The organism is Arthrobacter sp. D1-29 (genome assembly GCF_054130585.1).
Map to the genome: position 1 here is coordinate 2,622,593 of NZ_CP096383.1, position 13,305 is coordinate 2,635,897.

Sequence of the window (13,305 nt, forward strand, 5' to 3'; positions counted from 1 at the left end):
GTGTCCTCCGTGTGTCATGGGGTTTACCGCCCTTGGGCGGCGAGTCGGGCGTCGAGGCGTGGGTAGACTCGGCGTGCATTCCCGCTGAGGACGGCATGCCGGTCCTGTTGGTCCAGGTTCAGCGCCTCCACGTACCGCTTCGTGTCGTCAAAGGGGTGGCCCGTCTCGGGATCGTCAGCTTTGACGGCACCAAGCAATTCCGAGCCGAACAGGATGTTTGAGGGGTCAATGACCGAGAACAGCGCATTGATACCCTCCTGGTGGTAGACGCAGGTGTCGAAGAAGACGTTGCGCATCAGGTGCTCAGCCAATGGCGGCTTGTCGAGCATGATTGAAAGACCCCGGTAGCGCCCCCAGTGATAAGGAACGGCGCCTCCACCATGGGGTATCACCAGGCGCAGGTCCGGATGCCGCTCGAAGAGGTCCCCGGCGAGCAACTGCATGAACACTGCGGTGTCGGCCGCCAGGTAGTGTGCCCCGGTGGTGTGGAGCGCCGGAGAACACGAAGCTGAAACATGGATCATCGCAGGGACGTCGAGTCGTTCCATGGCATCCCAGAGCGGGTCCCACCAGCGGTCGGTCAGCGGTGGGGCGGACCATCGGCCGCCGGAGGGATCCGGGTTGAGGTTGCATCCCACGAAGCCGGCTTCGACACAGCGTTCCAGTTCGGCGATGACTGGCCGCAGTCCTCCCTCGACAGTCTGCGGGAGCTGGCACACGCCTGCGAAGTTCTCCGGGAAGAGATCGCAGATCCTCGCGATTGTGTCGTTGGACAGCCGGGCCCAGTCGTTGGCCGCGTCCTGCCCGGGAACGTGGTGGCCCATCCCGGATGCCCGGGGCGAAAGGATGGTGACGTCTGACCCGCGTTCACGCTGCAGCCTCAGCTGGTTGGCCGTAATGATCTCCCGCAGTTCATCATCGGCAATTCCACGATAGGGGCCGGGAGCTTCCCCCCGGCCCTCGGCGTGGGCGATCTGCGCGGCGCGGTAGGCGTGGAAGTCAGCGGGTTCAGTGGTGAAGTGGCCGTGGCAGTCTATGGTCAGTGTTTGTGTCATCTCGGGTCCTTCGAGGTATGGGTTCGGGCCTGGCCGAGGGTGGTTGGCCAGATGCCGTGCCTGCCGGGGGAGAGGATCCCGTCGGGATCGAGGGCGTCCTTGATCTGGGTGGCCACCCGCCGGTAGATGTTGTCGTTGAAGCTGTACTCCGCGGCGGCCAGGTCCATGAATTCCAAGTGGGGGCGGCTGTCGGCAATCCCCAGCTTTCCGAGTTCGAGGATCAGGCTGCGGGCCAGGGCGAACGCGGAACGGGTGGAGTTTTCATCCGTCCTGTCGTAGCGAACGCCGGCGATTACCACGGCAGAACGTTCTCCTGTGACCATGATGCCGGCGCCGAAGTCGCGGCCGGCGGCCTTGAACTCCCGACGCAGCACGTCGATGACGCCGCGCATCGCAGTTCCCTGCAAGGGAACCACGGGGGAAACATCAACGTGCGCGATGTTGGGTGGAGTGTTTTCAATGGCCTTCAGCGTTGGTTCGCCGGCCATGATTTGCTCGGCGGAAGACTCAAGTTGGTTGTACTCATTGGGCGAGTAAGTGCGGCGGGCCTCCACCCGGCCACTGGGGATCGCCTCCCACGCGTCACGGATCCGGCGCACCTTCGCATCCACGATTTCCGGTGCACCCCAGACAGCCGCGCGTGCCGCCCAGGCACCAACTCCCGCATGGATCCCAATGTCCCGCAGCTCTGAGTCCGTGAAAGGATGCTCCTGCCCCGCAACCGGTGCATCGCGCAGCATATGGCATGCCCGCAGGGTGGAGTACAGCGCCGGCATGCCTTCCAGGTGCCCGGCAAGGCGGAGCTCACGGATGGTGTCGACGGCAGCCTCGAAGTCCGCCTCGTCGTCGATGGCAAGGAGCAAGGGTGCAAAGGATTCCGGCCGGCGCGTCAGCCAGATGCCCATCCTGGTAACGATCCCGAAATTCGATTGGACGAACATCGGTTCGAGGTTTGGTCCCAGGCTTCGCTTGTAGGTGTGCCAGGCAGGGCTGGAAGGAATGGCACCTTGCCCCGTGCGCAGGATGGCACCATCCGGCATCACGACTTCAAGGCCGGCGGCCAGCATGTAGTCCGCGCCGTACCGCTGGTACGTGTGGCCGCCGTCCATGGTGTTGCCCACGATGGAGCCCCAGCCAAGGTCAGGGCAGGCAGTGGCGAGGTCGTAACCCTTGTTGCGTACGGCGTCGTGCAGATCGAACCAGGTCACTCCGGGCTCCACCACTGCATAGGCGAGCTCTTCGTTAATCTCAAGGATCCGGTTCATCCGCTGGAAACCAAGCTGGATGGACCCCCGGACCTTCGGGGAGGCACCGCCATGCCCCAGGTTGCGCCCCTGGCTGTGGGGCCAGACCGGAACGGCGTAGCGCCGTGCGATCTCCAGGATTCCCTGAACCTGTTCGGTGGTGGTGGGCTGTACAACGGCTGACGCCGCGTAGGTTTCATCCCCGGTGAGCCAATAATCGTCCTTGAAGTCATCGATGCGGGTCCGTTCGACGTGGACGGCATCCTGTCCCAGAAGTGCGGCCAGCTCTTGCGCCATCGCATCGGGGATCGTCGGCAGGGCCTCGGGTTGGCTCATGGGACATTCACCATGGGGGCCTGATGGCTTAAGTCCGCGGTGTTCACTCCGAGGATGGCCGTCAGGGCCTCGGACAGCGCCTGCTGGGCCCCGTCTCCAGCTGAATGCAGGGAGCGCCACGCGATGACGCCGTCGGGACGCACCAGCAGGGCCCCGTCTTCATCCATCCCGCGGAGCTTGTGCCAGGCGAAATAGAGGTCTTGCGCATCCGGTGCGCCGATCACCCGCGCCCGCACGCGGGCGTGCCCGAGCCCGGCGACTGCCTCCACCCATGCCGTACCTGACGGCCCGGTCAATAGGGTGAAGTAGCCGTCGCCCACGAGATCGAGCGTTGAGACCTTGTGTCCGGAGGCGTCCACAAGCCAGGCGTGAGGGAGTTTTGCACCTGGACGGGTTGACGCCTGCGCGTAAAGTTCCTTGTCGCGTGCCCACACCTCGGGCTCATCGGAGTCCGGAACCACTGCCCCGGATTCGTAGCGGTGGTTCATCTCCACACCCTGGGCGTTGAACTCGTAATTCCGGAGCTCAAGGGCGCGTGCAAGTTCTGCTCGGGCAGCTTCTCCTTCGGCGGTAGGGGCAATGAGCTTTTCCAGGCCCGCCGGCCCGCCGGGACGCTCTGCCGCAAAGGCCTGCTTCAGGGGAGCAAACTCCCTCCTCGACTGGTTCGCGCGCTCAACGATTTGCCGACCGATCGGTGCCCGCTCCTCTGTGTAGGAGTCCAGCAGTGACGGGGCAGCGTCGCCCTTGATGACATAGGCAAGCTTCCAGGCCAGGTTGAAGGCATCCTGGATGCAGGTGTTTGAACCGAGACCGTTCGTCGGGGGATGGCGGTGGGTGGCGTCCCCTCCACAGAAGATGCGGTTGTTTGAGTAGTAGGGCGCGTAAGCCTCGTTGACGTACCAGGGCCCTACCGAGGTGATTTCCGGCTCGAAGTCGGGGTCGCCGATGTAGGCCTTGATCCGGGTCCGTGCTGTCTCAAAGCTCAGGTCAGGATCGCCTTGCGAGATGTCGAACCCCCATCCCGCGATCCAGTTGTCCCACGGCCGCACGGCCCGCAGAAGCCCCAGGCCGATTTCACCGACGGCTGCCTCCTGGTTGACGATCCAGTTCATGATTGCCGGCCGGTGGGCCACGTACTTGGAGACGTCGCCACGGAACTGTGCGTACACCGTGCCAGCACGCGCCAAGACGCCCTCGATGGGAATTCCGGCGTCCTGGGCCACCTGGGAACGCGCCCCGTCGGCACCCACCAGGTAGCGGGTGCGGTGCTGGTAGACGCGCCCGCTGGGGCGGTGTTCAAGCGTAACTGTGACCCCGTCGTCGTCCTGCACGCTGGAGCGGTAGAGGGTGTTGAATTCGAACGATGCCCGCCGCTTTGCCGCACTGTTGAGGATAATCGGCTCCAGGTCCGACTGGGGGATGTCCACCATGGAGCAGGGACTGGATTGACGGTAGTCTCCCTGCCGACCGTCTCCCGTTCCGTAGCTGCTCAGACGCGCGATCTCCCTCCCCGCGAGACTGGTCGTAAACTTTGTCTCGCCCATGAGGTTCCATGGGGTTGCCTGCTGCTTCACCTCCTCCTCGATGCCCAGGCTGCGGAGCACCTCCATGGCACGGAGGTTGGTGATGTGCGCGCGGGGGGTGTGGGCAAGCCAGTTTTCCCTGCTGACCGCCACTGTGCGTATGCCGTAGGTCGCGAGTGCAAGCGCGGTAGTCGCGCCCATCGGTCCTGTGCCGATGACCAGCACATCCGAGTCAAACGGCGAATTTTCGAGTGTCATGTGCATCCTTCATTGGAGATCATTTCGACGTCGTGGGGCAGTAGGACGCCACCGTGATGTCCGCGGCGTATAGTCATGGGCCGCCGCATCACGGGAAGGCAATCCCCTGGTTGGGGCAGTTTTCAGCCCTGTGAATCACCATCATCAGGAGTCATTCCCAATGATTGGTTCCGCTCAATGTGAACCCGGGAGAGCGCTGCGGCAGCGTCGCGGACGGCTGCTGCGTAGCGTTCGAGCTCCTGCTTGCCGCCGCGCTCACTGGGGATGACCAGGGAGATGGAGGCGAGGACAAAGCCGTCGGCACCGAGGACCGGCGCCGCCACTGCGCAGACGCCTGGCTTCCATTCCTCGTAATCGAAGGCGACGCCTGCAGCGCGGACCTCCCGCCATTTCGCCCGCATGGAATCCACTGTGACTCCGGCCGGCATGGCTTGTGAGAGGGAAGCATACCGCGCCTCCCAAAGCATCTCGGGCGCGAACGCCACCAGCACCTTCGCATCGGCCGACATCAGTCCATGGACCACCATGCCCGCCGAGGTGAACGGTTTGAAGTGCCGCTCCGTTGTGACGAGGTCCAGGGACAGTGTTCCTTCGTGGCCCCATACCGACAGGAGGGCGGATTCAGTGGTGCTCTGGGCGAGCCGTTCCAGGTAGGGCCGGGCTTCACTGACCAGCACGCTGGCCGACGTCTTCGCGTACAGGCTTTGAAGCATTCGCGGGCCAAGGGCGTAGTTGCCCGCCACGTCCTGCTCCACCCATCCCAGCCGCTCCAGCGTGAGCATCAGTCGCCGTACGGTCGCCTTCGGCAACTGCGATTCCTCCCGCAGTTCACGCAGCGTCCACTCCGGCCGTTCCGTTGAAAAGAGGCCCAACAGGTAAAGGCCACGCTCGAGGGTGCCAAGGGGTGCTGCCTCCCCGGCCTCGCCTGCCACATAAGCCCTGCTGCTGGTAGTCGAGGTCTCCACTGTCTCTCTTCCCCTTTCAACGAATCCGATGTTATGCTCCTCACTGAGTTCAATCACTGAACCTAAGAGATTCACTGAATGAACCGTAGCAGTTATATCGAACGATGGCAACGGATGCGTCCGCACCGGATCAAAGGAGATCAGAATGACAATGACTCAGACAATGACTGCGGCACGAATGCATGCCGTCGGCGAACCGATGGTGATTGAAGAAGTACCGCTGCCGATACCTACCGGCGCGGACGTTCGGGTCCGTGTTCACAGCTGCAACATCGTGCCCAACCTCGCTAACATCCTCGCGAATTGGACCACCTGGTTTCCGCAGAACCCGCTGCCGGCCCTTCCGGCCATCTTTGGCCTGGATCCCGCAGGCGTTGTGGAGGCCGTTGGCCCGGACGTCCGGGAGTTTGCGCCCGGCGACCGTGTTTACGTCAATCCGGGCCGGTCCTGCGGTGCCTGCAAGGAATGCCGGAGCGGGAAGATCATGCACTGCCAGCATTTTGCTTTTGCTGGCTACTTCGGGCTGACGCCCACCTCAGGGCAGATGCTGGACCGGTACCCCTATGGCGGCTTGGCCGAGGCCATGCTCGCTCCTGCAGGTTCGTTGGTCCGGTTGCCGGACAACCTCAGTTTCAACCGGGCGGCACGGTTTGGATACCTGGGCACTGGCTACGCAGCCTTGCAAAAGGCACGCCTGGAACCCGGCAGCAGCCTGCTGATCAACGGAATCAGCGGAACCCTCGGGCTCGGAACTGCCCTGTTTGCCCTCGCCCAGGGGGTAACCACCATCCTGGGGACGGGCAGGAACCGCGAGCTCCTCGAGCGGGTGCGTGCCATTTCCCCGGAACGGATCCAGGTGTTCTCCACAGACGATGGGCCCATTGATGAATGGGTCCGCCGGGTCACCGACGGTGGGGTGGACGGCTATATCAGCGCCCTCGGACCGAATACCCCGCATGCTCCCTTCCTCGAGGGTCTTCGGTCCTTGCGCAGGGGCGGCCGCGCCGTCAACGTCGGTGCAACAGCCGGCGACGTCCCCGTCGATGTTCATCACCTGATGGACCAGCAGCAATCCCTGATCGGATCCTGCTGGTTCTCGCCCGGCGAAGGCCAGGAGATGGCGGCCCTTGCCGGGTCAGGGGCTGTCGATCTGTCGGTGTTCGAAGATGTCGTCTTTGGCCTTGAGGACGTCAATGACGCCATCAACGGTTTGGAAAACCGCAATGGAGGCTTCAGCAACTACATCGTCTCGCCGACTGGCGGGCGGGAGTATGTCTGAACAGCTTCGTGTTGACGCGATCCAGGGCAGGGACGACAACCATCTCCAGGGCACAGGCGGCCAGGCTTCGGCCGTGCGTCGTGTCGTGACGGGTGTCTCCACCCAGGGTGAGCCAAACATCGTGAGTGACGGTCCGCCGCCCCGCTCCCGGGCGCATCAGGCGATCCCGGGCATGGTCAATTCCGTCGTCTGGGCGACACCGGCTCCGCCGGAATCCGGGTATCGTGACCTCACGCCAGACCTCGTCACTCTTGTTCCGGGCGCCGGGGAAACCGTTGCCCTGCTGGTCACTTTTCCACCGGATACCGTGTTCGCGGACCCGCTGTTCGACGGCGCAAAAGCGGCGCGTGAACAGCTGGAGATCACGCCTGGTCTCGCTGAACTGTTCGAGCAGGACAATCCAGGCTTCCATACAACTCCCACCGTCGACTATGGCATCGTGGTCAGTGGTGAGGTTGTGCTTGACCTTGGATCCACAACAACTGTCCTGCGGCAGGGCGACACCATAGTGCAGAACGGAACCAGGCACGCTTGGCGGAACCCCACCGATCAGCCTGCGACTGTTTTCTTCGTGTTGATCGGAAGGAAGCCCGCGTAAGCCCGGCTGGTGGTCTCGGCAACGGGTGCCCGGCCATGACGTGCAGCTAGCCGTTGGGCCCGGGCACCCTGTTCCGGCGAAGGTTTTCCAACTCCGAAAAGTTGTCCAGCGGAGGGCGTGTTCCCCTGTAGTGCACCATTCCTTCGGGCAATCCCATGACCGTTGCCTGCCTTCCCGAAATGTCGACCGTAACCCGGGCAGTACCCACCGGTGCGTTTGACCCGTGCATGGCGCCCCAGGATTCCGGCAAAACAGGGTCCATCCACAGTCCACCCAGGGAGACGTGTGCCTCATAGCGCAGCAGGCTCCGGAGCAACATCACCGGGGCAGCAGAGGCCCATGCCTGGGGAGAGCAGGCCGTCGGATAAGGGAGCGGCTCAGGGCACTTGTCACGGCTGAACCCGCAGAACAGTTCCGGAAGCCGGTTGTCCGTATATTCGGCGGCCTCCAACAACGCAATGGACAGGGTCTGGGCCTCCTCGACGAAACCGTAGCGCATGAGGCCGGCCACGATCAGCGCATTGTCGTGTGGCCAGACGGAGCCGTTATGGTAGCTCACCGGGTTGTACGCCTTCATGTCGCTCGCCAGGGTACGTACACCCCAGCCGCTGAACATCTCCGGAGACATGAGCCGATCGGCAACCTGTTGCGCCTTGTCGGCGTCGACGATGCCGGACCACAGGCAGTGGCCCATATTGGAAGCGCAGGCATCAACCGGCCGCTTATCCCGGTCAAGGGCAATCGCATAATACCCGCGGTCGGGCAACCAGAACGCCTCATTGAACCGCTGCTTCAGCAGTGCCGCGCGGTCCTGGAGCTCCGCGGCCATCTGGCTGTCGCCGGCATCGTGGGCCATCCAGGCCCGGGCGATGTAGGCGCTGTAGACATAACCCTGCACTTCGCACAGCGCAATGGGAGCCTCCGCGAGGCGGCCGTCGGCAAAGTTGATTCCGTCCCACGAGTCCTTCCAGCCCTGGTTAATGAGGCCTTGGTCGTTGAGCCGCTCGTACTCGACGAACCCGTCACCGTCACGGTCGCCGTAGTCGCGGATCCAGTCAAGGGCACGGTCCGCATGGGGAAGCAGCGCGGCGATGTCCTCCGCAGAGACTCCCCAGCGGGAGACTTCGCCCATCAGTGCCACGAACAGGGGCGTTGCGTCGGCGCTGCCGTAATAGGCGGATTTGCCGCCAAGTGCCAGGCCCGTCCCGACGCCGAACCGCACCTCGTGCAGGATCCGCCCGGGCTGCTCTTCGGTCAGCACGTCCTCCACCTTCCCCTGCCGGTCAGCCAGGGTCTGCAGCGTTCCAAGGGCCAGGGACGCGTCGAGCGGCAGGATCATGGACGAGGACAGCAGCGAGTCCCGCCCGAACAGTGCCATGAACCAGGGCGCACCCGCGGCGGCAACCATGCGCTCGGGATGATCCGGATCCACGATTCGCAGGGCGCCCAGATCGGCGTGGCTGCGCAGCATTGTTCTCTGTACGGAAGGATTGCCCATGGTGACATCAGGGATTGTCCTGGCCCAGGCCTGCTGCCGCCTGTCTTGGGGGGAATCGGCATCCGCGGCGGGGTGGAAAGGCTGTCCATCCGCGGATTCCCCCAATTCAGGCATCACCGAGGCACGGACGCTCCACTCGCCTTGGGGAGGAATAACGGTGCTGAACAGCAAACCATCGGTGCTGACCTCGCAGCCGGGTGCCCGCACAATGACATCCTTCTTCACACCCTGCCAGAGGGCCTCGATCCTCAGCGCCCCGTCCTCTGCCTGGCGTGTTTGTGCCCACTGCCGGTGGAAACGCCCGTCCTTCACCTCAAAAAGGTCGGCGAAATCCGCATCCACGGAGAGCGCGACCTCACAGGCAGCCGGGTGGGGGGAGTAATTGTAGATAGCGATGTCCTCCAGTATTCCTGCCCCCAGCTCCCGGTTGCGGAGAACCGTGAGTGGACTGTCGGCCCTGCCGTCGGCACGAACTCCCCGGCCGATATAGGTTGCGCGGAAGGGTGAAGGAGTCCAGGCACCCAGCGGCTCAAGCTCCTGGCCGTTAACCGTCAGGCACCAGCGGGACAGGATTCGGGTGTCCCTGTGGAAAACACCATGAGGGTGTTGGGCGAAGATGTCGCCATTCTGCAACGAAATGCAAAAGGACGAACCCTCCACCAGCGTTACAGCGCCCAATCCCGTAGAACCGGCAGCATTGTCCGCATTCCATCCGGCCATCTTGGCCCCCTTTGTAGAACGCCTTGCCATCGCATCGGATTGACTGAATCTACGCCTCACAACGAACGCACGCCAGATGATCTGCAGCGCACGTGAACCGGATAATTCGTCACGGAGTACGACGCCGCAACTTCCGCGAGGGGGACCGGCGCGGTCATTGGATCTAAGATCGCTTTGGGGGAAAACACGCTCCCTCGAGAGGAAAATGCAATGGCTGGAAACAGCACCCATCCCGGTCTTTCAGTGGTGAGCAAGGCCGTAAACATCTTGGGAGTCTTCTCGGAAGAGCGCACGGAGTTGGCGCTCTCAGACCTGGCAAGGGCAACCGCCATGCCCACCAGCACCGTCCACCGCCTGGTCCAGGAGCTGGTGGAATGCGGAGCGCTGGAGCGAACCGCTGCTGGCCGCTACGTGATCGGCCTGCGGCTGTGGGGAATTGCAGCCCGTTCACCGCACAATTACGCCTTGAGCGACGCTGCGACGCCCTACATGCAGCAGGTGCTGTCATCAACGCATGGCCATGTCCACCTGGCTGCGCTGCACGGACACGGCGCACTGGTCCTAGAAAAGCTGTCCTGGCCCCATGCCGAGAAGACCATCTCCCGGACCGGGAGCAAAATGCCGCTGCACGCCAGCGCCGCCGGACTGGTTTTGCTCGCCTATGCCCCCAGTGCGTTTCAGGAAACTGTGCTGGCAGCGCCCCTGAGTGCCTTTACGCCTCAGACCACAACAGATCCGCTTGTTCTCCGAAGACTGTTGGCTGTGATCCGGCAGGAGGGGATTTCCAGGAGCATGGAACAGCTGGTAGCGGGCATGGATGCCTGTGCGGCGCCGGTCTTCTGGCCTGATCAACGGGTGGCAGGAGCCATAGCCGGTATCGCGGCGACGGGAACCTACAAAATGGCGGACATGGAGCGTGCCGTCAGGAAGGCCGCCAGGGGTCTCACGGACTTCCTGGCTACCCCCGAATCTGCCGTTGGTTCACGGGCATCGTTCCATGCCGGGCTGCGGCCAATGGCCCAAACGGATTGAACCCACTCGAAGCGTGAAGGTTCCCAACGGATCCGACGTTCAGGCGAAATAGACGCCGATGCGGTTGCCGTCGATCTCTTCGATCCTGATGTCGATGTCATAAACAGCCTGGAGCATGGGGCCGTGCATGATCTCCTCCGGGCTGCCCTGATGGATCAGGCGCCCGTCCTTCATGGCCAGGATCGTATCGGAGTAGCAGGACGCAAAATTGATGTCGTGCACCACCAGGACAATGGTCTTGCCCAGCTCATCCGCCAGCCGGCGCAGCAACCGCATCATTTCCACTGAATGTTTCATGTCCAGGTTGTTCAACGGTTCATCCAGGAGCAGAAATTCGGTGTCCTGCGCCAGGACCATCGCGATGTAGGCACGCTGCCGCTGGCCTCCGGAGAGTTCGTCCACGAACCTGTCTGCCATGGCGGTCAGATCCAGCTGCCGGATCGATTCCTCCACCATTGCCAGGTCTTCCACCGTGGGGCGGCCCCCGGTATGGGGGAACCTGCCAAAGGCAACCAGGTCACGGACCGTGAGCCGCATGGTCAGGTGGTTTTCCTGGCGAAGGATGGCCATGGTCCGGGCGAGCTCCCTGCCCGGCGTGCTGGCCACGTCCAGGCCTGACACCTCAACCGTGCCACTCTCCAGCGGCTGCAGCCGGCTGATCAGCGAAAGCAAAGTGGACTTTCCGGCACCGTTCGGGCCGATGATCGAGGTGATGCCACCGCGGGGAATAAGGCAGCTGACGTCGTCGAGGACCAACCGCCCTCCGTACGCCTTGGAAACGTTCCGGATGTCAATCATTTGCGTGTCCCGGTCATTTTCAGGGAGCCCTTGAGGAGGAGGAAGAGGAACAGAATGCCGCCGGCGAATTCGATGACAACACTCAGGGCGGTGGCGAAGCCGAACACACGCTCCAGCACCACCTGGCCACCCACCAGCGCGATGACGCCGATGAGCGCCACTATCGGGAAGAGGCGGGCGTGGCTGAAGCCACGGCACAGCTGATAGGCAAGGCTGACCACCAGCAGGCCGAAGAACGTCACAGGACCAACCAGGGCAGTAGAGACCGCCACCAGGAGTGAGCAGGCCAACAGGATACGCATGACTGCGCGCCGGTGGTCCACGCCTACATTAATGGCGATCTCCCGCCCGAGGGCCAGCACGTCCAAGGTATGGCGGGACTTCCAGACACCCCCGCACACCACGGCGATGATCACGGCGGAGACTCCCAAAAGCGAGGGCTCCACGTTGTTGAAGCTGGCAAAAAAGAAATCCTGCAGAATGATGAACTCGCTCGGCTCCATCAGCCGCTGAAGCAGCGAGGAAAGACCACGGAAGAGGCTACCCAGGATCACACCCACCAGGAGCAGCAGGTGCAGGGAACGCGTTGCACCGGTGAACATCCACCGGTAAAGCACGGCACTGAAGGCCACCATGAGGACCACCTCCAGCCCGAACCGCAGGGAAGGCGAGGGGGCCACCACCGTGGCCCCCCCAGAGTGAAGGTCAGCACTGTCTGCAGCAGGATAAACAGTGAGTCGAAGCCCATGATGGATGGCGTGACTTTATGGGTAAGGCGAGGCTCAATTCAAAACAAGTCGGGCGTTTTTCCCCGTTTTGTGGGTTAAATCACAAATGGGCACGACGGCGCCGCGAACGTGCGCTGCATGCCGGCGGTAAGGAATCCGGAAGTTATTTGCCGGGTGTTACCCGGGCTGAGTCGCGAAGAGCGGACAGGATGTGCCGCACCATTTGCCCGGCCGTGTTCACCTCGAGGTAGACCGCGATGCCGCCGTACGTCAGGTCCAGGATCATTCCGCCGAGATCCGTGTCGCTTATTTCAGGATGGCCATTTGGGAAGAGTTTACTGCGGAGGAGATGTCCTATCTGTTCCCACTGGCTGGTAAAAAGCTGGCGCTGCCGGTCAGTCAGCGTGCCGTCGCGATGCGCCCGCCGCAGCATTTCGATGGCAATGAGGCCCCACTTTTTTTCGCCCGCGCGTGAATCGCTCCACTGGGCGACGACGTCGATCACCTCGACGGGATCGTCGATCCCGTCGAGCAGCTGGGCCAGATCCTTGACATCGAAGCCGGCATTTCCTTCGAGCATCTGTTGAAGAATGTCCTCCTTGGAGGAGAAATTCGAGTAGAACGCGCCTTTGGAGAACCCTGCTTCCTCGGCGATGCGCTCTACGGAGGCGCCGTCATAGCTGTAACGTGCCACCACGTCGCCAGCAGATCGGAGGAGCTTCTCCCGAGTCAGTGCCTGGCTCTGTTCCCGTGTCAGCCGCGCCATCGATGCCCCTTACATTTCCGTTCAGTCCAGGTCCATCTAACACTAGTATGCGAGCCTGCCCGGCTGGATTTAGCAGGTGATTGCCGCGTCCGTGGCAGCCAGTGCTTGGAAACCATCCTCGGCTGCAGCAGGGCATTGACGCCCTCCTCCGATCGAGATACGATCAGGTATCTGAATTCTTAGTGGAATGTCAAATAGATGTCCTTTCCGTAAGCCGCAGCCGAGGGGAGCGGCCCGCAGAGTCTCAATGGAGGAGCTATGTCGTTACGAGCAGCAGGCAACCCGGACCGGGACCTGAACAGCGGCCTCGGTCCGCACCCGCGGTTGCTTTCGCTGCCAAGCAAGTGGGTGGGCGGAATGACCCGCGAGGAGGCCTATTCGCTCTGCCCGGAGGACTCATATGTCGAGTACTACGGAAACCAGTGGCTGATTGTGCCTTTCGAACCGGTGGAACAGCCGCACTTCTTCGTCTGCCGGCCGGAGGACCATGTACTTGTCGCATGAC

The 13,305-nt window shown here is 62.8% G+C and carries 12 protein-coding genes; 4 read left to right on the top strand and 8 right to left on the bottom strand.

Going from position 1 to position 13,305, the window contains the following annotated elements:
* Positions 1-23: 23 nt before the first annotated feature.
* The 4 genes from M1E17_RS11780 to M1E17_RS11795 form a co-directional block, all read right to left on the bottom strand.
* Positions 24-1,055 carry an amidohydrolase family protein gene (locus M1E17_RS11780; RefSeq protein WP_457962234.1) on the bottom strand — a complete coding sequence of 344 codons (1,032 nt, stop codon included), beginning with the start codon at positions 1,053-1,055 and terminating at the stop codon, positions 24-26.
* Complete coding sequence (locus tag M1E17_RS11785) at positions 1,052-2,635, bottom strand: FAD-binding oxidoreductase (RefSeq protein WP_457962235.1); 1,584 nt, start codon at positions 2,633-2,635, stop codon at positions 1,052-1,054. The genes M1E17_RS11780 and M1E17_RS11785 overlap by 4 nt, the downstream gene beginning before the upstream one ends.
* Positions 2,632-4,416, bottom strand: coding sequence for an FAD-dependent monooxygenase (locus M1E17_RS11790; RefSeq protein ID WP_457962236.1), 1,785 nt, complete (start codon positions 4,414-4,416; stop codon positions 2,632-2,634). The genes M1E17_RS11785 and M1E17_RS11790 overlap by 4 nt, the downstream gene beginning before the upstream one ends.
* A gap of 122 nt (positions 4,417-4,538) precedes the next feature.
* On the bottom strand, positions 4,539-5,381 hold the full coding sequence (locus tag M1E17_RS11795) for an IclR family transcriptional regulator (protein ID WP_457962237.1): 843 nt from the start codon (positions 5,379-5,381) through the stop codon (positions 4,539-4,541).
* Positions 5,382-5,532: 151 nt separating this feature from the next.
* On the opposite strand from M1E17_RS11795, the gene M1E17_RS11800 reads away from it, so the two are divergent.
* Positions 5,533-6,660, top strand: a complete 1,128-nt coding sequence (locus tag M1E17_RS11800; RefSeq protein WP_457962238.1) for an alcohol dehydrogenase catalytic domain-containing protein — start codon at positions 5,533-5,535, stop codon at positions 6,658-6,660.
* Positions 6,653-7,258: a cupin domain-containing protein gene (locus M1E17_RS11805; RefSeq protein WP_457962239.1), complete on the top strand. Its 606-nt coding sequence runs from the start codon at positions 6,653-6,655 to the stop codon at positions 7,256-7,258. The genes M1E17_RS11800 and M1E17_RS11805 overlap by 8 nt, the downstream gene beginning before the upstream one ends.
* Positions 7,259-7,304: 46 nt before the next feature.
* Here M1E17_RS11805 and M1E17_RS11810 read toward each other — a convergent pair whose 3' ends face one another.
* On the bottom strand, positions 7,305-9,476 hold the full coding sequence (locus M1E17_RS11810; RefSeq protein WP_457962240.1) for an amylo-alpha-1,6-glucosidase: 2,172 nt from the start codon (positions 9,474-9,476) through the stop codon (positions 7,305-7,307).
* A 210-nt stretch (positions 9,477-9,686) separates the two neighbouring features.
* Here M1E17_RS11810 and M1E17_RS11815 point away from each other — a divergent pair, with 210 nt between their 5' ends.
* Entirely contained in the window at positions 9,687-10,508 is an 822-nt protein-coding gene (locus tag M1E17_RS11815; RefSeq protein ID WP_457962241.1) for an IclR family transcriptional regulator, read from the top strand.
* A gap of 39 nt (positions 10,509-10,547) precedes the next feature.
* Here the strand turns inward: M1E17_RS11815 and M1E17_RS11820 are convergent, their stop codons facing one another.
* From M1E17_RS11820 to M1E17_RS11830, 3 genes are all read right to left on the bottom strand, one after another.
* Entirely contained in the window at positions 10,548-11,306 is a 759-nt protein-coding gene (locus tag M1E17_RS11820; RefSeq protein WP_457962242.1) for an iron ABC transporter ATP-binding protein, read from the bottom strand.
* On the bottom strand, positions 11,303-11,989 hold the full coding sequence (locus M1E17_RS11825; RefSeq protein ID WP_457962243.1) for an iron chelate uptake ABC transporter family permease subunit: 687 nt from the start codon (positions 11,987-11,989) through the stop codon (positions 11,303-11,305). Before M1E17_RS11825 ends, M1E17_RS11820 begins: the two co-directional genes overlap by 4 nt.
* Before the next feature lie 208 nt (positions 11,990-12,197).
* On the bottom strand, positions 12,198-12,800 hold the full coding sequence (locus M1E17_RS11830) for a TetR/AcrR family transcriptional regulator (RefSeq protein ID WP_457962244.1): 603 nt from the start codon (positions 12,798-12,800) through the stop codon (positions 12,198-12,200).
* A 258-nt stretch (positions 12,801-13,058) separates the two neighbouring features.
* Here M1E17_RS11830 and M1E17_RS11835 point away from each other — a divergent pair, with 258 nt between their 5' ends.
* Positions 13,059-13,304, top strand: coding sequence for a hypothetical protein (locus M1E17_RS11835; RefSeq protein ID WP_457962245.1), 246 nt, complete (start codon positions 13,059-13,061; stop codon positions 13,302-13,304).
* The last annotated feature ends 1 nt before the right edge of the window (position 13,305 follow it).

What these genes read in the sequence shown, in the direction of transcription:
- M1E17_RS11780 (WP_457962234.1), bottom strand. Translation starts at nt 1,055, where the DNA reads ATGACACAAACACTGACCATAGACTGCCACGGCCACTTCACCACTGAA.
- M1E17_RS11785 (WP_457962235.1), bottom strand. Translation starts at nt 2,635, where the DNA reads ATGAGCCAACCCGAGGCCCTGCCGACGATCCCCGATGCGATGGCGCAA.
- M1E17_RS11790 (WP_457962236.1), bottom strand. Translation starts at nt 4,416, where the DNA reads ATGACACTCGAAAATTCGCCGTTTGACTCGGATGTGCTGGTCATCGGC.
- M1E17_RS11800 (WP_457962238.1), top strand. Translation starts at nt 5,533, where the DNA reads ATGACTCAGACAATGACTGCGGCACGAATGCATGCCGTCGGCGAACCG.
- M1E17_RS11805 (WP_457962239.1), top strand. Translation starts at nt 6,653, where the DNA reads ATGTCTGAACAGCTTCGTGTTGACGCGATCCAGGGCAGGGACGACAAC.
- M1E17_RS11810 (WP_457962240.1), bottom strand. Translation starts at nt 9,476, where the DNA reads ATGGCCGGATGGAATGCGGACAATGCTGCCGGTTCTACGGGATTGGGC.
- M1E17_RS11815 (WP_457962241.1), top strand. Translation starts at nt 9,687, where the DNA reads ATGGCTGGAAACAGCACCCATCCCGGTCTTTCAGTGGTGAGCAAGGCC.
- M1E17_RS11820 (WP_457962242.1), bottom strand. Translation starts at nt 11,306, where the DNA reads ATGATTGACATCCGGAACGTTTCCAAGGCGTACGGAGGGCGGTTGGTC.
- M1E17_RS11830 (WP_457962244.1), bottom strand. Translation starts at nt 12,800, where the DNA reads ATGGCGCGGCTGACACGGGAACAGAGCCAGGCACTGACTCGGGAGAAG.
- M1E17_RS11835 (WP_457962245.1), top strand. Translation starts at nt 13,059, where the DNA reads ATGTCGTTACGAGCAGCAGGCAACCCGGACCGGGACCTGAACAGCGGC.